The following is a 21,086-nucleotide window of genomic DNA, read 5'->3' on the forward strand; positions in this document are numbered from 1 at the left end:
CATCAGCTAACTGTTTTACACGAAGAACCCGAGCTTAGGCTCGGGTTTTTTTATGCTGTTTTACCTCAGAATTATCAGATAATTTATTTTTTATATAATTAGAAACAACTTATTTCTTTACAATTAGACGATAAATCGCTTTTACTGCATCGATATAAAAAATAGTAGATAAATTGGGGTATTCACCATGTCTGTCGTCGCAATTGTACTTATTTTCCTCTTTGCTGTCATTGTGAGTGTTTTTATCTCACGATTACTGTCAGAGAAAATTCCGTTACCATTGATCCAAATTGCTGTAGGTGCATGTTTGTCGATCTTTGGTTTTGAGGTTGAATTTAATCCTCATCTATTTTTGTTCCTCTTTATTCCACCACTCTTATTTCTAGATGGCTGGCGTATTCCTAAAGAGGCGTTATTTCAAGAAATTAAACCCATTATGTCACTGGCGATTGGTTTAGTCGTTGTTACTGTGATTGGTATGGGCTTTTTTATTCACTGGCTTATTCCCTCGATCTCACTGGCGATCGCGTTTGCATTAGCTGCTATTTTATCACCGACCGATCCCGTCTCTGTGTCTGCCATGACGGTTAATTCACCACTTCCTTCACGTATGACACATATTCTAGAAGGGGAATCGTTACTCAATGATGCAACTGGCCTAGTCTGTTTTAGTTTTGCAGTTGTAGCTGCTTTAACGGGAACTTTTTCGATTGTTTCAGCAACAGGGCAATTTTTAGTAGTGGCTTTAGGCGGAGCGGCAATTGGTTTAATTGTGGCGGGTATTATTGGTCGATTAAATCAGTTTTTGGTAAAACGCACTGGTGAAGATCCGGCAATTCAAATTTTAATTAGCTTATTAATGCCATTCTTCGCTTATTTATTGGCAGAGCATTTCCATGTATCGGGGATCTTAGCTGCAGTTGTTGCCGGTATTGCCATGCACTACGAAAAAATTGTGGGTCGTATGCAAGCTGCTACACGTATGCAGAGTAAAGCGGTTTGGGATACGGTACAAGTCGCCCTTAACGGTATGATCTTTATTTTGTTGGGGGAGCAACTTCCAGCAATGTGGAAAATCTTGCCTGAAGTGACGCAATCGGCAGGGGCGACTAACTCTTGGGCTGTTTTAGGTTATATTATTGTGATCACAATAGGACTTGCTGTACTGCGTTTTGCGTGGGTATGGGTGTCTATGTCACTAACGGTATTCCGCTCGCCTAATAAACGCTTATCACGTCATGATTTGCGCTTAATGGCGATTATGGCAACGGCCGGTGTAAGAGGCGCAATTACATTAGCGGGTATCTTAACACTCCCTTTATTAATGACTGATGGCTCACCGTTCCCAACTCGTGATCTTGCCATCGTTATTGCCATGGGCGTTATTCTTTGCTCATTATTAATCGCAACAATCGCATTGCCGATTTTAACCAAAGGGCTATCAGAAGATTTACCCTATGAAGATGATGAAATTCGTACTCGTTTAGCGTTAAACGAAGCGGCGATTGCACATATTAATGAATTAATGAACCAACCTTGCGAAGACTTAGATGAAATGTCATTGCGTATAGAAGCGGGTTCCCATTTATTAGAAATATACAGCCGCCGTCTTGACAGTGAAGACAGTGTGCAAGAAGGCGCACTTGATCTTAAACGCTTGTTTAGCATGGAGCGTAAATTATCTCGTAGTGCACTAAAGGTTGAACGCGATGCCTTGCAACAACTGCGCAAATCTCGTCATATCAGTGAGCATATTTATCATCGCTTACGTCATGAGTTAGATTTAAAAGAAGAAGCGTTGAATCATCATTTGAGTTAATTTAAGCCAATATTATCTTCAGATAGTGATTTACTGTCTGAAGATTGTAAAAAAATGAACAAATAGTGTGTTCATTCTCGCACTGTGTAGGCTGAAAATCGGTCAGAGCATTTTAAAAGCACAAAAGCGGTGTAGAATAGAGATATTGTTGCTTTGTCTATCTCAAAGCTGAATTTGTACGTTAAAATAAGTTTAAAGCAAAAATAATATCTTAAGGCTATTGGCTAATGTGAGATAGTAATGATGATGTATTTTTGCGCATAAGAGGGATGACAAGGTATATTGTTGTCGTGACTAAACGGACACTCAAATAAATGAGGGGATCATGCGAATTAAATTGTTATTGGGAGCTGCTGCGGCATTGTTATTAGCAGGCTGTTCTGCAACAAATACATTAAGTACTGCGGGCTCACAGGTACAAATCACTGATACGCAACCGGGCAGTGAATGCCAATTATTAGGAACAGTAACAGGCGTTCAAAGTAACTGGTTATCAGGTTCCCGCACTGAAAGCCAATCACTGCGTGGCGCTGCTAACGACTTACGTAATAAAGCCGCTGCAATGGGTGGTAACGTCATTTTTAACGTAGGTACTGGCGCAGGAAGCTTTGTTGATAGTTTCGCACCATTAGATAGCAAAATGAGTGGTCAAGTTTATAAATGCCAATAAAGGCGTTTAAATAATTCACTCTTTGTAAATCGGCTAATAGATAATAAAAAAGCTGTAGTCACTTCATACTGAATTGAGCTACAGCTTTTTTGTTTCTGTCATATCAATTATTGTTGACGTAGCCCAAGATCTAACAAGGTTTTACTTGGTTCACCGCCAATTTCACGCGTAAGTTTAGGCACCATATAGCCAGATACTAAGCTCATCAGTGCTTTTATAATTTCTCTTGCTTCACTGTCTGGCACCATAAAATGGGCGGCACCCTGCACTTTATCCAATACGTGCAGATAATAAGGCATAACGCCAGCCTCAAACAGTGAACGACTTAGATCAGCAAGGACTTCAGCATTGTCATTCACACCACGTAATAGCACACCTTGATTTAACAACGTTACATTTGCCTTTTTTAACTTTGAACAGGCTTCTCGTAAAGCGTCATCAATTTCATTGGCATGATTGGTATGTAATACCATAATATTTTGCAAACGTGATTGTTGCAGACGTTCACATAGCGTGTCAGTGATACGCGCAGGAATAACCACCGGTAGGCGAGAGTGAATACGTAAACGCTTAAGATGTGGAATAGCTTCTAGTTGTGTTATTAACCAATCAAGCTCGTCATCTTTTGCCATAAGAGGATCACCGCCTGAGAAGATGATTTCATCGAGTTTTGGGTTATTTTTGATATACTCTATTGCCTTTTGCCAATTGGCTTTGTTTCCTTTGTTATCCTCATAAGGAAAATGACGACGAAAACAGTATCGACAATTGACAGCGCAACCACCTTTGACCAGAAGCAATGCACGATTCTGATATTTATGTAATAAACCTGGCACCGCATTTTGTTGCTCATCTAACGGATCCGTAGAAAATCCAGGTGTTATGGTAAATTCAGCATTTGCAGTTAATACTTGTAAAAGTAATGGATCGTTAGGATCGCCTTTTTTCATCCGTGCAACGAATTCGCGGGGAACCCGTAAAGGAAAAAGTCGTCGTGCTTGAGCCCCTTTTTGAAGTTCAGCGTGATGTTCCAATGCTAAAAGTTGGAGTAATTCAACAGGATCACTGATTGCCTGCGCGAGTTGTGTTAACCAGACTTCTCTGGTGGGGTGATTATGAGTTACAATGTGTGCCATTTTTTGGCTATGCCATTTTAAATTAAAAAAGTTAGAGGATATTCATGGCTTCTTATAATACCAACGATTTTCGTTCAGGTCTTAAAATCATGTTAGATGGCGAGCCAGCCGTCATTACTGAATGTGAATTTGTTAAACCAGGTAAAGGTCAGGCATTTGCTCGTGTGCGTCTGCGTAAACTGATTTCTAACAAATTACTGGAAAAAACATTTAAATCTACTGATTCTGCAGATGGTGCAGATGTCATGGATATCAACTTAACTTACCTGTACAACGATGGTGAGTTCTGGCATTTCATGAACAACGAAACGTTCGAGCAATTAGCTGCAGATGAAAAAGCCGTTGGCGAAAACGCTAAATGGCTGATCGACCAAGCTGAGTGTATCGTAACACTGTGGGATAATCGTCCTATCGCTGTTATTCCACCGAACTTTGTTGAATTAGAAATCGTTGATACTGATCCTGGCCTGAAAGGTGACACCGCAGGTACAGGTGGTAAACCAGCAACATTAAGCACTGGTGCGGTTGTTAAAGTGCCACTGTTTGTACAAATCGGCGAAATCATTAAAGTAGATACTCGTTCAGGCGAATACGTATCACGCGTAAAATAATCGTATAGGTTATTTTACTGAGTGTAACGTTAAGTACAATAATTAATTACCGCAGATAGTTAACATTATCTGCGGTATTTTTTTATTTTAATTTATAAATATTGAATCATTTACACTATTTTCTTTCTAAGAAATTGATTAATTTGTATTACTGCATTATTTAATTTTTAATGTTATTATTTTGTTCCTAATTTATTTATCCTTTCATTTATATTTTGAATGCCAAAACTGAATGTTCTATTCAATATTGGAATTGGCAAAAAATAACCATTTTCTTAAAATGTATGTGTAGATTGTTTTGGTAAAGACAATCCACAGCAATATTTATTTAAGTTATTTTTGACTTTCTTTTAAGAGATATTGAAGAGTATAGATAAAAACATTAATCCTGTAATATTATTGATCTTTATTTTATATTTTAGTTGTACTAGGGAAACCCTTTCAATATAGACATTTACTTTGATATATCTCTTTTATTTTTTTAATATAAAATCACACCTTGAAATTGTCTATTTTTTATAGATTAACTCTCCTTTCTATCTAAATATTATCGTTTGTGAAAATTATTTCATTTAAATATGAATTTAAATCTTATTTATTTAACCTACAATAAACTTTAATTTTTTATTTAATTATTTATATCCATTTCAAGTGGCTAATGTTTACCTTTTAAGCTTAAAAAGTATAATTAAAAATGATTTTATATATTTTTTATTTAATTAAATATTATTTTATGTTTATTAAGGGATTAAGTAATGAAAGTTAAATTTATTGCTTTACTACTACTTTCTTTTGTTTTTAGTACGGCTAGTGCTGAAAGTATTACAAAAAGTTTAATTCATTGTGATAGCGAATTTTTCAATCAATTATATCAACAAAAAGAGGTACTAAATTCTTTATCTGATATGGCTGAAAATAGCCAAAATCAAGCCTGGTTTATGACAGATAAAGATAAGAGTGAAAGTAATATCTACTTTAAAAAAGCAATTCATGTTGATGGTTTATCTTTGGTGGGATATACAACTCGATATTTTGATTTAGAAAAAATGGGTAAGTTTTATTTTTGGGGATTTATTATTGATAATAAACCTGATGAAGTTGTTAAAAAGCTAAATCATGTAAAATGGAAGCAAAATCAAGATGAGTATTCCTATAATGCGTTAATAAAAATAGACGATCAAGCTTGGCAAGATAACACTGTTGCGGTCAGTGGAATTGCACCTAATTCAAATAGTATTGAAAAGGTCGCTTTATTGAGCTCAGAAAATGGAAAATCTGTCTTAATGTGTACCTTACAAGGTAATATATCATCTGCCGTTTTGGAAAATATCCGACCTGATATGAAGGGGCAATAAAAATGAAAAAAATATTATTTTTATTTTTATCTTTTTATTTTATTACTGGGTGTTCAACTCTAAATAAAAAACTTAAATTAGATGAAGCACCAAAAGATTTAATAATGGTTAATATTAGTGAAGAAAATTTAACTTATGCTAATAGAGTGCAGATCTCTACTTATCAGAATGAGCCTAACTTACGTAAATTTTACTTAGTCTATATTTATAAAGAGCCAACACAATTTCAGAAAAAACCAGCTAAATATACATATAGCTCTCGAATAACTTATGTTGTTAATTGTCTAGATTCTACTTTTTCTAGTTTTAACCATATCTTTTATGATGATTTTTGGGGAAAAGGTAACGCAATTATTAAGTCTGCAAATATAGGGCAATGGGAAAGTGCACCGAAATCGTCTTTAATCGAAAAAATAACACAAATAACGTGTGATATTTCAATTGAGAATTTAAAACCCGAAATAACTGATGACTCCCCTGAAACATTATTGGGTGTTTATTAATACAATAGAATGTTATTGATATACCGCTATTTTTTTATTAACGATATTACTCAGTAAAGCGACTATTAATAATAGAGTCGCTTTATTTTTTCCTTTCTCTTTTTTGTCAACGTCATAACTGTCGAATCGACATATGTCACTTTATTATTTATCTTTAATGCATTGATTTAAATAATAAAAAAATAAATCTCCTCTTGGCATGAAATATGCTTCATCTAAAGAAAAATTAACGACAGTCATGCTGTTAAATGTTTTTCTCGGAGGATGTGGCGAATGAATCGCTTTGTAATTGCAGAGCCACAACGATGCATAGGGTGTAATACCTGTATGGCAGCTTGTTCAGAAGTTCACCAAGCTGTGGGTTTACAGGCGCATCCGCGTCTTACAGTGGTAAAAGTGGAGGATCAAACAGCCCCGATGCTTTGTCGGCACTGTGAGGATGCTCCTTGTGCTCGCGTGTGCCCAGTCAATGCCATCACTCATGAAGATAATATGATTTTTCTTAATGAGAGCCTGTGTATTGGCTGTAAGTTATGTGGTCTGGTTTGCCCTTTTGGGGCGATTACACCATCAGGCAGTAAACCCGTTAACTTACCGGCTGTTTTTGACCATTTTGTTCCTGAAGAGATGTTGGCGGATGTGCCAGCAAGTCTTCCAACCACAAATCCTTTCCTTGCATGGAATGTCGGTATTCGTGCTATTGCAGTGAAATGTGATTTGTGCGCTTTCTCTGATGAAGGCCCTGCTTGTGTCAAGGTATGTCCGACAGATGCACTGCATTTAGTTGAAGAAGACAAACTTGAAGAGCAGATGAAAACGCGTCGCTTAGGTTCTGTGATGGAATCAGTTACAAGCCTTGACGATTTATCTACTTTGACACAGGAGCGGAAGTAATATGGAACCTCTTCAGTTACTGCTGTGGTCAGTCATCCTGTATGTTGTTGGTGGCGTTATTGCACTGTTTTTAAAAAAACAGGAAGGGTTGGCAATCCTTATTTCAGGGATCAGCGCAATCATCGGTGGTGTACTTGGTATTTTAAGTGCGTTGCCCGTTATTTTAGGTGGTGAAATCGCCACGTTTACCGCCGCTGGGCCGTTTGAATTTGCTGCCTTTGTGGTTCGCATGGATATGTTGAGCGCCTTTATGGTGTTCGTCATTTCATTACTGGTCAGCGTGTGTGCACTTTATTCGCTTGCTTATGTGCAAGAATATAAAGGACGTGGAGCATGGAGCATGGGATTCTTTATGAATCTATTTATTGCTTCAATGGTCGGCTTAGTGGTGATGGATAATGCATTCTACTTTATTATCCTGTTTGAAATGATGTCACTGGCTTCTTGGTTCTTAGTTATTGCTGACCAAGATGACGAATCTATCCACGCGGGTTTACTCTACTTCTTTATTGCTCACGCAGGCTCCGTGTTAATCATGATTGCCTTCTTCTTAATGTGGCGTGAAAGCGGTAGCCTTGATTTCGATTCATTCCGTCAACTTTCTCTTTCTCCTGCAATGGCCTCTGTGGTGTTCTTACTCGGTTTCTTTGGTTTCGGTGCCAAAGCCGGTATGTTGCCATTACACAGTTGGTTACCTAAAGCTCACCCCGCAGCGCCTTCTCATGCATCGGCATTAATGTCAGGTGTGATGGTTAAAATTGGTATCTTTGGGATAATCAAAGTTGGTATCGATTTATTAGGTGCCACAGAAATGTGGTGGGGAATTGTCGTTCTTGGATTTGGTGCAGTTTCTTCTGTATTAGGTGTTATGTATGCCTTAGCGGAGCATGATTTAAAACGCTTACTTGCATGGCATACCGTTGAAAATATCGGCATCATCTTAATGGGTGTCGGTGTTGGTATGGTAGGAATGGCAACAGACCATCCTGTTATCGCGGCACTGGGTCTATTAGGGGCTTTATATCACTTATTAAACCATGCTGTGTTCAAAGGCTTATTGTTCCTTGGTGCTGGTGCCATTATTAACCAAATTCATACGCGTGATATGGATAAGATGGGCGGTTTAGCAAAACTGATGCCTTATACCGCAACGGCGTTCTTAATTGGTTGTATGGCTATTTCAGCATTACCGCCATTAAATGGTTTTGTCAGCGAATGGTATACCTATCAATCACTGTTCTCGATGAGTTACGAAGGCAACTTTGTGATGCGCTTAAGTGGGCCTATTGCCATTATTATGTTGGCGATCACTGGGGCATTAGCTGCGATGTGTTTCGTTAAGGTTTATGGCGTTAGCTTCTGTGGTGGTCCTCGTAGTGAGCAAGCGACAAAAGCAAAAGAAGTGCCACTGCCAATGACCATTGCAATGGGCTTATTAGCGCTCTTTTGTGTTGTATTAGGGGTGGGTGCCGCTTTTGTTGCACCGATTATTGCTAATATTGCCATGTCTCTTAGTGAAACCAGTGCATTAACGGTGGCTCAAGGTTCAATGCTTGTTCCTGATGCTGCATCGCAAGCCATGTTCTCTCCAGCATTAACATTTGTTTTATTAATTGCCTTACCGCTTATTCCATTCCTGATTTACCTCGGTCTGAAAGGCAGTCAACCTGCGTTTCGTCGTAAAGGTAATCCTTGGGCGTGTGGTTATGTCTGGGAAAAAGATATGGCGGTGTCAGCAGGTGGCTTTACTCAAGCACTGCGCAGCATGTTTGCACCACTTTACCGCATGCGTAAACAGCTTGATCCATCTCCATTACTGTCTCGTGGTTTTAATAAAACACAGCTCGGTGCTGAAAAGGTCGAACCATTCTGGGATGAACGCATTATTTATCCTCTGGTTCGTGGTATCCAACGCTTTGCAAAACGTATCCAATGCCTACAAGGCGGGGATTTTAGACTCTACTGTCTGTACGTTGTTGCCGCGCTGGTCATCTTGCTTTTAGTCATCGCAGCGTAAGGAGAGGGACTTATGACTTTCCAAGAAGCACCTACGTTAATGATGGGCATATTCGCACTGATACAAGCGCTATTTTTGCTTGCGATAACCCCATTATGTACCGGTATTTCGCGCACAATTCGCGCCAAGATGCATTCGCGTCAAGGCCCTGGAATTATGCAAGATTACCGAGATATTATTAAATTATTTAAACGTCAATCCGTGGCACCTGAGCAATCTGGCGTTATCTTCCAAGTGATGCCTTATGTTTTACTTGGAAGCATGCTGGTGGTTGCTATGGCACTGCCTGTCTTTACCGCAACATCACTGTTTGCGGGCGCAGCAGATTTAATCGCGTTGATATATCTGTTTGCACTTTATCGTTTCTTCTTCTCTTTATCTGGTCTGGATTCAGGTAGCCCATTTGCAGGTATTGGGGCAAGTCGCGAATTAACACTCGGTGTGTTAGTCGAGCCAATCTTAGTGCTTTCACTGTTAGTAGTTGCCTTAATTGTGGGTTCAACCAATGTCGGCACTATTAGCGCAACGTTAGCACAAGGTTGGATATCACCAACAGCCACATTGTTAGCCTTATTAGCCTGTGCTTTTGCAGCCTTTATTGAAATGGGCAAAATGCCTTTTGACGTAGCAGAAGCAGAGCAAGAGTTACAAGAAGGGCCACTAACGGAGTATTCCGGTTCTGGCTTTGCGATGGTGAAACTCGGCCTTGGTTTAAAACAAGTCGTTGTTGCTGAATTGTTTTTAGCGATATTTATTCCTTTCGGTAAAGCGACTGAGTTTACCTTTATCGCGTTGATCATTGCGTTGGTTTTAATGGCGGTGAAATTGTTAGTCGTGTTTGTATTAGCGTCATTGGTTGAAAACAGTTTAGCGCGTGGTCGCTTCCTGCTGACTCACCATGTGACATGGTTAGGATTCGGTGTTGCGGCACTGGCTCTTGTTTTCTATTTAACCGGTCTATAAGGAGCGATGATTACAATGGAAAATATAGCTCTTGCGACCTTACTCATCCCATTTGCGGGGGCGTTGATTACGTCCTTAATGCCAAATCGGATGGCGAAGTGGTTATGTACACTGTTCGCTTTACTGGCCACATTAGGAACGGTTGCTTTAGGTTGGCAGTTCCTCGCTGAAGGTAAAGTCGATACAACAATTACGCTAGTACAATATGGTGATATTGCACTCTTTGGTTTCACTATTGACCGTGTCAGTACCTTGATTGCTTTCGCTGTTGTGTTCTTAGGTTTACTCGTAAGTTTATATTCTACGGGGTATCTGACTAACGGCAACCGTGAGCATCCTCATGAAGGAACTCGTCGCTATTATGCCTTCTTGTTGATCTTTATTGGTGCGATGGCGGGTTTAGTGCTTTCATCAACTATTTTGGGCCAACTCTTGTTTTTTGAAATCACAGGGGGATGTTCTTGGGGACTCATTGGTTACTACCAATCTGAGAAATCACTGCGCTCAGCAATGAAAGCATTACTGATCACTCATGTTGCTTCTATCGGTCTTTATCTTGCCGCTGCAACCTTGTTTGTCAGCACTGGTACCTTTGAATTAACCGCCATTGCCACTTTAGATGAACCGACTAAACTGATTGTGTTTGGCGGTATTCTCTTTGCTGCTTGGGGTAAATCAGCACAGTTGCCACTGCAAGCTTGGTTACCTGATGCAATGGAAGCACCTACTCCGGTGAGTGCTTACTTACACGCCGCCTCTATGGTGAAAGTGGGTGTTTACATCTTTGCGCGTGCCATTATGTCAGCAAATGGTGATGTCCCTCATCTGATTGGTTGGGTGGGGATTACCATGGCGGTGATCACATTGATTTATGGCTTTATGATGTATCTGCCACAAAAAGATATGAAACGCCTATTAGCATGGTCAACCATTACTCAACTCTCTTATATCTTCCTCGCACTATCTATCTCTATCTTTGGACCACGAGAAGCGTTTGAAGGTGGTATCGCTTATATCTTTAACCATGCCTTTGCTAAAAGCTTGTTCTTCTTAGTCGCGGGTGCGTTGAGTTATAGCTGTGGTACTCGGATGTTACCGCGCTTAAAAGGGTTAATTAATAAGTATCCATTATTGGGTGTGGGGTTCTGTGTTGCTGCACTGGCAATTGCAGGTGTTCCACCGCTGAATGGCTTCTTTAGTAAATTCCCAATTTTTGCTGCAGGTTTTGAATTGTCGAGTATCTTCTGGGTGATGACACCTATCATGGTGCTAGTACTGATTGAATCCGTCGCTAGCTTCACTTGGTTTATCTACTGGTTTGGTCGTGTTGTTCCAGGCAAACCAAGTAAAGAAGTCGAGGAAGGACAACCTGTTCCTATGGCAATGCAAATTGTGATTGGAATACTGATTATTATGTCCTTCGCATCCAGTGTTATCGCCGTCACTTGGCTAGGATAAGGGAGATAAATCATGACTGGAGCACTTATTGTAAATAATCTGGCGGGGTTAATGATGATCACCTCGCTATTGGTCATTGGCGCGAAAAAGCCGATTGCTTCTTGTTGGTTCTATGCATTGCAATCATTTGTCTTGGTGATGATTTTTGTCACTTTGGCTAATACATTAGATGCGCATCAACTCACAATGTGGGCGATTACCGCCTTCTTTACTAAAGTTCTGCTTGTTCCACTTATTTTAGGATTTGCATTTCGTAAGCTGTCCGATCCTAGTGCGAATGTCAGCATTATTAGTCCTGCAATCTTAATGTTGCTTGCGGCGGTTATTGTGATTTTAAGCTGGTTTGTTGTTGAGCCTATTCAAATACCGATGGTTGTGGATTTGAAACCCGCGCTTGCGGTTTCTTTAGGGCATTTTATGTTGGGGTTACTGTGTATCGTGACGCAACGCAATATTCTAAAACAAGCTTTTGGTTACTGCTTAATGGAAAACGGCTCTCATTTAACACTGGCGTTATTAGCGTGGAGAGCACCAGAACTGGTCGAAATCGGTGTAGCAACGGATGCCATCTTTGCTGTGATTGTAATGGCAGTGTTGGCTCGTAAGATTTACCGCACGCTCAACACACTGAACGTGGATCAACTGACCGCGCTGAAGGGGTGAGGAGATGAACCAAACAACCATGTTAACAATTTTAATGTTTGCACCGTTGGTATTTTCAATACTGGCGTTTCTAAGTCCGTTATTAAAAGCGGCTGCGCGTCCTGTCGTAACAGGTATCCATGCAATTGGTATCACCGTATTGTTAGTTGCTGCGTTAGGGACCGTGGCAGATGTCATGTCTCATGGCGAAATATTGGCTGCTGCTAAATGGGTTCATGTGGATAGCCTAGGGGCATTATTCCTCGTTATTTTAGGTATTATCGGCTTTTTAACAGGGCTTTATTCTATTGGCTATATGAACCATGAAGTAGATGAAGGGGAAATTTCAGTACATACCTTGTGTAATTACTATGGTTTCTTCCACCTCTTTTTATTCACCATGCTATTAGCCATTACCAGTAATAACTTGATCTTAATGTGGGCGGCTATTGAAGCAACAACCTTAAGCTCTGCATTCTTGGTAGGGATTTACGGACAACGTTCTTCTTTAGAAGCGGCATGGAAGTACATCATCATTTGTAGTGTGGGTGTGGCATTTGGTCTTTTCGGCACTATTTTGGTTTATGCCAACGCCGCAAGCTTTATGCCTGATCCAGATCAGGCCATCTTCTGGACTGAAGTGTTGAAATATACAGACCAGTTAGACCCAACTCTGATGCATTTAGCTTTTGTCTTTATTTTAATTGGTTTTGGGACCAAAACGGGTTTATTCCCAATGCATGCTTGGTTACCTGATGCGCACAGTGAAGCGCCAAGTCCAGTGAGTGCGCTGTTGTCTGCTGTATTACTGAATTGTGCACTGTTAATCATCATTCGTTACTACATCATTATTGATGCGGCAATTGGTACTGAATTTACCCGTAATTTATTGTTAATCTTTGGTTTCCTCTCTGTGACTATCGCGGCTTTCTTTATTCTTATTCAGCGCGATATGAAACGTCTTTTAGCGTATTCCAGTGTGGAAAACATGGGGTTAATTGCCGTGGCATTAGGAATTGGCGGACCAATCGGTATTTTGGCGGCTTTATTCCACACTTTAAACCACAGTTTAGCGAAAGCCTTGTTGTTCTGTGGCTCCGGTAACGTGTTATTGAAATACGGCACTAGAGACTTAAATGTGGTGAAAGGCATGTTTAAAGTGATGCCATTAAGTGCAGCCCTTTTTGCTGGTGGTGCTTTAGCGTTAGGGGGAATGCCTCCTTTCAACGTTTTCATCAGTGAGTTTATGATTGTTGTGGCGGGGTTAGCGTCTCAACACATTGGCTTAACTATTCTACTCTTATTGTTATTAACCATCGTATTAGGTGGATTAGTTCGTATGGTGGCTAAAACGGTCTTTGGTCCTAAACCTGATGTTGTTGCTAAAGGTGAACTGGGGATTTTAACCACACTACCAATGGTCATTCTGATTGCTCTGATGCTGTTAATGGGAACTCACATTCCTAAGCCTGTTAGTGAGCTGTTAGAAAATGCCGCTAATATCGTGATGAATATTGATAAAAATGAATCACCAGCTTATGCATGGCCAACGGCTTTAATCAGCAATCAATCCACATCAGTTCAGGAGATGTAACGTGAGCTACCAAAATTATGTCAGTAGAAAAGAGGGAAAAGAACTCGGTGCAGATTATGTTGCCAAAGTTCGTGAAAAATTCCCATCGGCTGTTCTTGATGAAGAGCGACAAACCGCTGATCAATTGACGATAACAATAAAAACAGAATCACTTCCTGAAGTGGTGGAATACCTGTATTACGGCCTAGGTGGCTGGTTGCCGGTCTTATTTGGTAATGACGAGCGGAGTTTAAATGGCGATTATGCCGTTTACTACGCATTATCAATGGAAGAAGGCGAAAAATGCTGGATTGTGGTTAAAGCTCATGTGAGTCCAATCACTTTAGAATTCCCATCAGTGACACCACGTGTGCCCGCCGCAGTGTGGGGGGAGCGTGAAATCCGTGATATGTATGGCCTTATTCCTGTTGGTTTACCTGATGAACGCCGTTTAGTGCTTCCAGATGACTGGCCTGACGAGATGTATCCACTGCGTAAAGATGCTATGGATTATCGCCAACGCCCAGCACCAACGACAGAAATTGAAACATATCCTTTTATCAATGATGGTAAACAAGATGCACGTGTTGTACCCATTGGCCCGATGCACATTACTTCTGATGAGCCAGGACACTTCCGCTTATTCGTAGACGGTGAAAATATTGTCGATGCAGATTACCGCATGTTCTATGTTCACCGTGGTATGGAAAAACTGGCTGAAACCCGCATGGGTTATAACGAAGTGACCTTTTTATCAGACCGCGTTTGTGGTATCTGTGGTTTTACTCACAGCGTGGCATATGTAACGTCTGTTGAAAATGCGTTAGGTATTGAAGTTCCTCGTCGTGCACACACCATTCGTTCAATCTTGTTAGAAGTTGAACGTCTTCATAGCCATTTATTAAACATTGGGTTAGCTAGCCACTTTACAGGCTTTGATACCGGCTTTATGCAGTTTTTCCGTATTCGTGAAAAATCTATGCAAATTGCCGAAATGCTTACCGGTGCACGTAAAACTTACGGTTTAAACTTAATCGGTGGGATCCGTCGCGATATCTTAAAAGACCAACGTCTGAAAACGATTCAATTAGTCAGAGAGATGCGCTTAGAAGTGACGGAATTAGTAGATGTCCTTCTGTCTACGCCGAACATGGAACAGCGTACAGTGGGTGTCGGTATCTTAGACAAAAAAGTCGCTCGTGATTTTAGTCCGGTTGGTCCAATGATAAGAGCCAGTGGTTTTAAACGTGATGTACGGTTTGATCACCCCTTCGCAGACTATGGCAACCTTCCACTAACCCTTTTTAGCTATGAAGGTGGCGATGTATTCTCCCGTGTGATGGTGCGTATTAAAGAAGTACTGGATTCGTTGGCGATGATTGAATACGCCTTAGATAACCTGCCTGAAGGCCCGTTATTAACAGAAGGCTTTACGTATCAGCCATATAAATTTGCACTTGGCTTTACAGAAGCACCACGTGGTGAAGATGTTCACTGGAGTATGTTAGGCGATAACCAAAAATTATTCCGTTGGCGTTGCCGTGCAGCCACTTATGCTAACTGGCCTGTATTACGCTATATGTTGCAAGGAAATACGGTATCCGATGCGCCATTGATTATCGGTAGTCTTGACCCTTGCTATTCCTGTACTGACAGGGTAACGCTTGTCGATGTGAAAAAACGTAAATCTAAAACAGTTTCTTATAAAGAAATTGAACGTTATAGCATCGAACGTAAAAATTCGCCGCTCAAGTGAGGGAATGAACGATGTTAAAATTGTTTAAAACCATAATCAAAACAGGCGAAGCTACAACCAAATATCCATTTAAGCCGTTGGATTTACCGGATGGTTTCAGAGGAAAGCCTGAATATGATGCACAGCAGTGTATTGTCTGTGGTGCTTGTACCTCAGCGTGTCCTGCTAATGCGTTAACCATGGAAACCAATCTGGAAACAGGTGAACGCCATTGGCAATTGTTTATCGGTCGCTGTATTTATTGCGGTCGCTGTGAAGAAGTTTGCCCAACAAGAGCGATTGTTTTATCTGATATGTTTGAAACGGCAGTAACTAAAAAGTCAGACCTTTATATTAAAGGGACGTTTAAGTTATTAAATTGCCGTGAGTGTCATCAGCCATTTACCCCAAGAAAATCTGTTGAGTATGCAATGGCATTATTGGTGCAATCTGGTTGGGATGAAAATACCGTGGAAGCAATGCGACCACAGTTTGAAACCTGCCCTGAATGTAAGCGTAAACATAACCTGTTATCAGATGGCCGTGAAAATATTAGTATGGGCGAGATTGGGAGTACAATAAAATGAGTCTACCAGAAATTCCCATTAATCATCATGTTAGCCAACCTATCACTCTTGATGATCAGGTACAAAAGCTAAAACAAACATTGTTGAAAGATATTCAGCGTTCAGCTTATGTTTATCGTGTTGACTGTGGTGGTTGTAATGGTTGTGAGATTGAGATTTTCTCCGCAATTACACCGGTTTTTGATGCTGAACGTTTTGGTATCAAAGTGGTAGCCTCACCGCGTCATGCTGATATTTTATTATTTACAGGTGCCGTTACCCGTCAAATGCGGGTGCCTGCATTACGTGCTTACGAATCAGCGCCTGATCCAAAAATTTGCATCTCATACGGCGCTTGTGGTTGTGGTGGTGGGATTTTTCACGACCTTTATTGTGTATGGGGGGGGAGTGAATCTATCGTTCCTATTGATGTGTGGATCCCTGGTTGCCCTCCAACCCCCGCCGCCACTATTTATGGTTTTGCGGTTGCGTTAGGGTTACTTGATCAAAAATTAAAAGGCGAATCACATATTGAAGTTGAGAATGAAAATGCTTCTTTGATCCTGCCTACTATTCCTCTTGATGCACGAGTCATGATTGAGCGAGAAGCTCGTCGCCTTGCAGGTTATTATCAGGGAAGACAAATCAGTGATCACTTCCTCACGTTGCTAGAAGGTGCCACTATTCAAGAAGTGAGTGGACGTGTTGATGAATGGCTAAGACAAGCTAACGATCCTCGTTTATCAGAGATTGTAAAACGCTTGGTTTATTCATTAAGCCAAGGGGGTGTATATGCCTGATGATACTAAAGTCTATTTTTGGTCATTAAGACAAAAATTTGTTGATAGTGATGATGATATTCCTGAGCAAGCCCAACAAGTGATGTATTACTCACTCGCGATTGGTCACCATGTGGGAATGATTGACTGCTTGAAAAATGAGCTAGTTTGCCCTTTAGAAAAATATAAAGCATGGATTGATTTATTACCTGAAGGTGAAGCGAAGCGCAAAATGCAGGGATTACTGACATTTGGCGAAATCAACATTAACTCAGAACATACTCACTTATTGGCGTTGGCATTCGATCCTATCACCAAAAGTGACGATCCTATTTTTAGTGAGTGGAGCCAAACGCTGATCAACTTGCTGGGTGAAATTCACGCAGAACCTGCTATTTATTTGATTGTAAAGAGAAAACTATGAGTGACGCAATGACAGCACCTAAAGTGGTCTTAACGGTTGGCAACAGTATGATGGGCGATGATGGTGCTGGCCCTCTGCTCGCTGAGTTAATGGAAGCGAACCCCATTGAAGGATGGATAGTGATCAATGGGGGAAGTGCACCTGAAAATGTCTCTTATCAAGTAAGAGCATTACAACCGCAATGTGTTGTCATTGTTGATGCTGCTGATATTGGTTTAAATCCGGGTGAGATTAGGGTGGTTGATCCTGATTATATCGCGGAAATGTTTATTATGAGCACTCATAATATGCCGCTTAATTTTCTTATTGATCAATTAAAAGATGATATTCCCGATATTACCTTTTTAGGGATCCAGCCCGATCTCGTGGGATTTTATTATCCTATGACGGAAGCGGTCAAAAATGCCGTTGATGATGTTTATCAAGGTATCAAGTCTTGGCGAGTTGATTACTTTCCTGAACTTGACGTTTGTGATGAAGAAGACATTGAAGAATAAATAATGTAGTACAAGTATCCATAGATTATTGACATAAATAAAAACTAAAACATCCGCTCTGCGGATGTTTTTTGCTAATGTCACTTATATTACTCATTAACTACAAAGATAAGTTTTAATGACACTTATATTACTCATTAATGAGAGAGTGTTCTTTTAATAGTGAAGATAAAATATGCGGTGAAGAAGGAACAAGTCCTACCTTTAAGCCAAAAGGTTTGAATACTTTATTAATGATATCAGCAGAGTAATTACCCCTATCATTTTCTATTTCAGATAAAGTTTTACGTGAAACATTAATGAGTTTTGCATAAAGATCTTGATTCAAACCTAGAACTTTAATTCTCAGCATTTTCAATGCTGCTCCTTGAGTTATTTCTCCAAATAATAGATGTGCCATGATCTCGCTAATGACTTTTTTTCTATCAGTTGTTGCGACAAATTGATGATTTCTAGAAGCTCTAGTCGGGAACTTATCTATATGATTTTTATTGTTAACATTGTTCATGGTAATAATCCCCAGCGTTCTAATTTATTAGGTATGAAATCAAAACCAAATGAAGGCATGGTCAAAATTTGTGTAGGTACATCTCTCATTTCTAATCTTTCTTTTAAAGTCAGTAACTGTTGTGCTGTTTCTTTTAATGCATTAAGCAATTGTTCTGGCGGTATTAAATCAGATAAAGAATCTGCAATATTAATAAAATTGTACTCGCCACCAATTTCACTTTGAGAGCCCCATTTTGTTGTTCTAGCAATGCCTTCTGGATCGGCTTTCATCGGTGCAAAATCATAAATAGGTGCGAGATAGATCGCGTTGTTATGTCTTATAAAAGATGTATTTCGTCCATGATTATCACTGTTCCCAAAAATAATATTCAATAAATCACGCCTTACCCATTCGATAATAAAATTTGCTGTATCAAATTGAAAACCAAACTGATTAACCATATTACTTTGGTTAATCTTATTTATTAATTCTTTGATAACAGTTTCATGATATAGCGTTGTACCTGGCGCTTTATTCAATATGGAATAGACAGACTCCATGGCTAAACGAATAATTTTATTATTTTCTATTTTTATATCAAACCGAGGTAGCCATAAAGAAGGGTAATGATCACCTTCCTCTAAACGCATATCTTTAATTGGGATCGTATCGAACCCTATATCTGTAAGTTCATGATAAAAATGATATTCTGCTCTTAAGATATTACAATCTACAGTTGAACGGCTTCCTCTAGGAAATTTAACTAAATAATGTTTATCAAGATTAGATATATCGTCTTGATAAGTATCAATCCAAACTTCCTCATTATCGTTGCATCTTAATAATAATTTAGGTGCCTCACCTCCAGCCCCTGTTGCACCACCAGCTGCTGCTCCTTTGCGTTGAGCATAATCTAAAAAGTCACTCGCTCGATTTTTCACATCATTAATAGTGAAAAAGATATTTTTATTTAAGGGAGATGGTACAGGTAATGACTCTTTTACTCTTAAGTTTCCAATGGGAGAAATAGTACCGTGATGAAGTAATTCATAATTTTGTTGTTCAATGCTAAGTTCAGCAATATCTAGATATTGGATCCAATATCGCCGACTTGCTCCACTAGGTACAATATCATCTAAGAATTTAAGCCAGCCTGGTGAGCCATTATCATCAAAATAAAGCTCAACAGGATGATTAATAGAAACAGCATGGTGATCATCTTGATAAAGATGGTCTATTGAATAACTTGTTTCATACATTAACTCAGTAATTGGATAAGTAATATCATACTTGCTGGCGTATAACATGCGATCATATTTGGGAAAATTAATAATGGCAATATCTATCCATTCTTGGTTCAGGAAGGCTTGTAATGTTATTTTTTCCATATCAATTATTCTTCATATTTTAATGAGTATTATATTACTCATTAAAGCATAAAAAAGAATTTAATGTCACCTATATTACTCATTAATTATAAACATGAGTGCTAATGTCACTTATATTACTCATTAATAAATCAAACCATGCCTAATAACATGACTTTTATACTCCAACCTTAATTTTCCCTTTAGGTATTTCTTTTAAAAAACAAATCATCTTAACCCTTTCTTCATAAGCGATAAAAAGAAGTTAATTATACTTATCCTCATTAATAATTATTTTCATCTTTAGTTAGTTAAAAAATGACTTTTTATTAAGAATAAATTAATAAAGTAATTCGCTATTTTAGTGACTCTATTTTTAATTTTTAACACTAACTATTTAGAGGGAAACTTCTTTTTATCTAATAATATAAAAGGCGGGTTATGTCTTCTTCTATACCTCAACTGAGTATTGTGGTTGCTATTTATAATGGTGAAAAATTTTTATCTCAATTTTTCATTAATTTACAATCTCAAAAACGAGAGGGTTGGGAACTTATTCTTGTTAATGATGGTTCTAAAGATAATTCCCTTGCAATATTGTATGAATGGAAAGAAAAATTTCCGGATGTCACTATTATTGATCAGGAAAATCAAGGTGTCTCTGTTGCTCGAAATACAGGATTTAATATATCAAAAGGTCAATACGTTGTTTTTCCTGATATTGATGATGTAATTCATTGTAATATGTATAGTAGGATGATTAATATTGCAAAAACTAATGATTTAGATGTTTTAACCTGTAATGGTCATTATGTTTATGCTGATGGACGGCCTTCGCGACCTATATTTCCTTCTAACCGATTACGCTCTACCAACGTGCTCGCTGGACCTGAATGGCTAAAAATGGCCTTAAACTCCAAGAAATTCTTGCATGTGACTTGGCTAAATATTTATCGACGGGAGTTCTTACTGGCTCATGGTCATTATTTTGAACCAGGTTTACATCATCAAGATATTCCATGGACGACGGAGGTATTATTAACAGCCAAACGTGTTAAGTATATTGATGAACGCTATTACGACTATTTTATTCACTCTGAATCTGTTTCTCATGCAACACCTAATGATACTGTTCATGTTCGAACAATTCATAATTATATGAAAATACTAGAGATGCTTGATGCTATTAATCAAAAGCATAAGGATGTCGCTAAAAATATCAATGCATGTTATTGGCAAATCGCAAAAGAAGGTTTGGGGATTATTCACTCAATTAATGCTATTCAATCTATTGACGTTAAAAAACAAATAATTAAAGAGTTCTTTGATAGAGGAATATGGTTATTAATTTGGAGAAATGCAAAAGATCTTAGGCTACGTTGGCGTTTAGGAAGACGCTATTTTAAATTAAAGAAAATATTAAATTCGTAATCACAAAAAGGCACAATAATGTGCCTTTTTTATTTACAGTGAATATTAAATAAAATGAAATAATCTAATTGCGTTAAAAAGTCACTTTATTTCGTTTTACGCTCACTGATAAATTCAATGATAAATATATAACTTATTTATTAGAAAAATACTGTG

At 38.9% G+C, this 21,086-nt stretch carries 20 protein-coding genes; 17 read left to right on the forward strand and 3 right to left on the reverse strand.

The window, feature by feature from the left end; translation table 11 throughout:
- Positions 1-187: 187 nt before the first annotated feature.
- Positions 188-1,819: a Na+/H+ antiporter gene (locus INT04_RS07890; protein ID WP_193015603.1), complete on the forward strand. Its 1,632-nt coding sequence runs from the start codon at positions 188-190 to the stop codon at positions 1,817-1,819.
- 325 nt (positions 1,820-2,144) lie between these two features.
- The gene (locus INT04_RS07895) at positions 2,145-2,489 is read left to right on the forward strand and encodes a DUF4156 domain-containing protein (protein ID WP_193015604.1); all 345 of its coding nucleotides are present in this window, start codon (positions 2,145-2,147) and stop codon (positions 2,487-2,489) included.
- A 107-nt stretch (positions 2,490-2,596) separates the two neighbouring features.
- Here INT04_RS07895 and epmB read toward each other — a convergent pair whose 3' ends face one another.
- Positions 2,597-3,625: an EF-P beta-lysylation protein EpmB gene (gene epmB / locus INT04_RS07900; protein ID WP_193015605.1), complete on the reverse strand. Its 1,029-nt coding sequence runs from the start codon at positions 3,623-3,625 to the stop codon at positions 2,597-2,599.
- 44 nt (positions 3,626-3,669) lie between these two features.
- On the opposite strand from epmB, the gene efp reads away from it, so the two are divergent.
- From efp to hycI, 14 genes are all read left to right on the forward strand, one after another.
- Positions 3,670-4,236, forward strand: coding sequence for an elongation factor P (efp, locus tag INT04_RS07905; protein ID WP_193015606.1), 567 nt, complete (start codon positions 3,670-3,672; stop codon positions 4,234-4,236).
- A 755-nt stretch (positions 4,237-4,991) separates the two neighbouring features.
- Positions 4,992-5,591: a hypothetical protein gene (locus INT04_RS07910; RefSeq protein ID WP_193015607.1), complete on the forward strand. Its 600-nt coding sequence runs from the start codon at positions 4,992-4,994 to the stop codon at positions 5,589-5,591.
- A 2-nt stretch (positions 5,592-5,593) separates the two neighbouring features.
- Positions 5,594-6,094 (forward strand): surface-adhesin E family protein, encoded by a 501-nt coding sequence (locus INT04_RS07915; protein ID WP_193015608.1) that lies wholly within the window; start codon positions 5,594-5,596, stop codon positions 6,092-6,094.
- A gap of 273 nt (positions 6,095-6,367) precedes the next feature.
- Positions 6,368-6,988 (forward strand): 4Fe-4S dicluster domain-containing protein, encoded by a 621-nt coding sequence (locus INT04_RS07920; RefSeq protein WP_193015609.1) that lies wholly within the window; start codon positions 6,368-6,370, stop codon positions 6,986-6,988.
- Position 6,989: 1 nt separating this feature from the next.
- Positions 6,990-9,005: a hydrogenase 4 subunit B gene (hyfB, locus tag INT04_RS07925; RefSeq protein ID WP_193015610.1), complete on the forward strand. Its 2,016-nt coding sequence runs from the start codon at positions 6,990-6,992 to the stop codon at positions 9,003-9,005.
- A 12-nt stretch (positions 9,006-9,017) separates the two neighbouring features.
- Positions 9,018-9,968, forward strand: coding sequence for a respiratory chain complex I subunit 1 family protein (locus INT04_RS07930; protein ID WP_319022963.1), 951 nt, complete (start codon positions 9,018-9,020; stop codon positions 9,966-9,968).
- Between the two features lie 6 nt (positions 9,969-9,974).
- Positions 9,975-11,426, forward strand: coding sequence for a hydrogenase 4 subunit D (locus INT04_RS07935; RefSeq protein WP_319022964.1), 1,452 nt, complete (start codon positions 9,975-9,977; stop codon positions 11,424-11,426).
- A gap of 12 nt (positions 11,427-11,438) precedes the next feature.
- A complete protein-coding gene (gene hyfE, locus INT04_RS07940) occupies positions 11,439-12,089 on the forward strand; it encodes a hydrogenase 4 membrane subunit (RefSeq protein WP_193015612.1) in 651 nt (216 codons plus the stop codon).
- Between the two features lie 4 nt (positions 12,090-12,093).
- Complete coding sequence (locus INT04_RS07945) at positions 12,094-13,662, forward strand: hydrogenase 4 subunit F (protein ID WP_193015613.1); 1,569 nt, start codon at positions 12,094-12,096, stop codon at positions 13,660-13,662.
- 1 nt (position 13,663) lies between these two features.
- Positions 13,664-15,397: an NADH-quinone oxidoreductase subunit C gene (locus tag INT04_RS07950; protein WP_193015614.1), complete on the forward strand. Its 1,734-nt coding sequence runs from the start codon at positions 13,664-13,666 to the stop codon at positions 15,395-15,397.
- An 11-nt stretch (positions 15,398-15,408) separates the two neighbouring features.
- Positions 15,409-15,963 (forward strand): hydrogenase 4 subunit H, encoded by a 555-nt coding sequence (hyfH, locus tag INT04_RS07955; protein WP_193015615.1) that lies wholly within the window; start codon positions 15,409-15,411, stop codon positions 15,961-15,963.
- On the forward strand, positions 15,960-16,742 hold the full coding sequence (locus INT04_RS07960; protein ID WP_193015616.1) for an NADH-quinone oxidoreductase subunit B family protein: 783 nt from the start codon (positions 15,960-15,962) through the stop codon (positions 16,740-16,742). The genes hyfH and INT04_RS07960 overlap by 4 nt, the downstream gene beginning before the upstream one ends.
- On the forward strand, positions 16,735-17,145 hold the full coding sequence (locus tag INT04_RS07965; RefSeq protein ID WP_193015617.1) for a formate hydrogenlyase maturation HycH family protein: 411 nt from the start codon (positions 16,735-16,737) through the stop codon (positions 17,143-17,145). The genes INT04_RS07960 and INT04_RS07965 overlap by 8 nt, the downstream gene beginning before the upstream one ends.
- Positions 17,142-17,642, forward strand: coding sequence for a hydrogenase maturation peptidase HycI (gene hycI, locus INT04_RS07970; RefSeq protein WP_193015618.1), 501 nt, complete (start codon positions 17,142-17,144; stop codon positions 17,640-17,642). The genes INT04_RS07965 and hycI overlap by 4 nt, the downstream gene beginning before the upstream one ends.
- 130 nt (positions 17,643-17,772) lie before the next feature.
- On the opposite strand, the gene INT04_RS07975 is transcribed toward hycI, so the two are convergent.
- On the reverse strand, positions 17,773-18,150 hold the full coding sequence (locus tag INT04_RS07975; RefSeq protein WP_193015619.1) for a helix-turn-helix transcriptional regulator: 378 nt from the start codon (positions 18,148-18,150) through the stop codon (positions 17,773-17,775).
- Positions 18,147-19,520, reverse strand: a complete 1,374-nt coding sequence (locus INT04_RS07980; protein ID WP_193015620.1) for a type II toxin-antitoxin system HipA family toxin — start codon at positions 19,518-19,520, stop codon at positions 18,147-18,149. The genes INT04_RS07975 and INT04_RS07980 overlap by 4 nt, the downstream gene beginning before the upstream one ends.
- 420 nt (positions 19,521-19,940) lie before the next feature.
- Here INT04_RS07980 and INT04_RS07985 point away from each other — a divergent pair, with 420 nt between their 5' ends.
- Complete coding sequence (locus INT04_RS07985) at positions 19,941-20,930, forward strand: glycosyltransferase (protein ID WP_193015621.1); 990 nt, start codon at positions 19,941-19,943, stop codon at positions 20,928-20,930.
- Positions 20,931-21,086 lie beyond the last annotated feature (156 nt).

The organism is Proteus sp. FME41 (assembly GCF_014897315.1).
Lineage (GTDB): Bacteria > Pseudomonadota > Gammaproteobacteria > Enterobacterales > Enterobacteriaceae > Proteus.

Excerpts from the sequence above, each read along its gene's own strand:
- INT04_RS07890 (WP_193015603.1), top strand. The coding sequence starts at position 188 with ATGTCTGTCGTCGCAATTGTACTTATTTTCCTCTTTGCTGTCATTGTG.
- INT04_RS07895 (WP_193015604.1), top strand. The coding sequence starts at position 2,145 with ATGCGAATTAAATTGTTATTGGGAGCTGCTGCGGCATTGTTATTAGCA.
- epmB (WP_193015605.1), bottom strand. The coding sequence starts at position 3,625 with ATGGCACACATTGTAACTCATAATCACCCCACCAGAGAAGTCTGGTTA.
- efp (WP_193015606.1), top strand. The coding sequence starts at position 3,670 with ATGGCTTCTTATAATACCAACGATTTTCGTTCAGGTCTTAAAATCATG.
- INT04_RS07910 (WP_193015607.1), top strand. The coding sequence starts at position 4,992 with ATGAAAGTTAAATTTATTGCTTTACTACTACTTTCTTTTGTTTTTAGT.
- INT04_RS07915 (WP_193015608.1), top strand. The coding sequence starts at position 5,594 with ATGAAAAAAATATTATTTTTATTTTTATCTTTTTATTTTATTACTGGG.
- INT04_RS07920 (WP_193015609.1), top strand. The coding sequence starts at position 6,368 with ATGAATCGCTTTGTAATTGCAGAGCCACAACGATGCATAGGGTGTAAT.
- hyfB (WP_193015610.1), top strand. The coding sequence starts at position 6,990 with ATGGAACCTCTTCAGTTACTGCTGTGGTCAGTCATCCTGTATGTTGTT.
- INT04_RS07930 (WP_319022963.1), top strand. The coding sequence starts at position 9,018 with ATGACTTTCCAAGAAGCACCTACGTTAATGATGGGCATATTCGCACTG.
- INT04_RS07935 (WP_319022964.1), top strand. The coding sequence starts at position 9,975 with ATGATTACAATGGAAAATATAGCTCTTGCGACCTTACTCATCCCATTT.
- hyfE (WP_193015612.1), top strand. The coding sequence starts at position 11,439 with ATGACTGGAGCACTTATTGTAAATAATCTGGCGGGGTTAATGATGATC.
- INT04_RS07945 (WP_193015613.1), top strand. The coding sequence starts at position 12,094 with ATGAACCAAACAACCATGTTAACAATTTTAATGTTTGCACCGTTGGTA.
- hyfH (WP_193015615.1), top strand. The coding sequence starts at position 15,409 with ATGTTAAAATTGTTTAAAACCATAATCAAAACAGGCGAAGCTACAACC.
- INT04_RS07960 (WP_193015616.1), top strand. The coding sequence starts at position 15,960 with ATGAGTCTACCAGAAATTCCCATTAATCATCATGTTAGCCAACCTATC.
- INT04_RS07965 (WP_193015617.1), top strand. The coding sequence starts at position 16,735 with ATGCCTGATGATACTAAAGTCTATTTTTGGTCATTAAGACAAAAATTT.
- hycI (WP_193015618.1), top strand. The coding sequence starts at position 17,142 with ATGAGTGACGCAATGACAGCACCTAAAGTGGTCTTAACGGTTGGCAAC.
- INT04_RS07975 (WP_193015619.1), bottom strand. The coding sequence starts at position 18,150 with ATGAACAATGTTAACAATAAAAATCATATAGATAAGTTCCCGACTAGA.
- INT04_RS07980 (WP_193015620.1), bottom strand. The coding sequence starts at position 19,520 with ATGGAAAAAATAACATTACAAGCCTTCCTGAACCAAGAATGGATAGAT.
- INT04_RS07985 (WP_193015621.1), top strand. The coding sequence starts at position 19,941 with ATGTCTTCTTCTATACCTCAACTGAGTATTGTGGTTGCTATTTATAAT.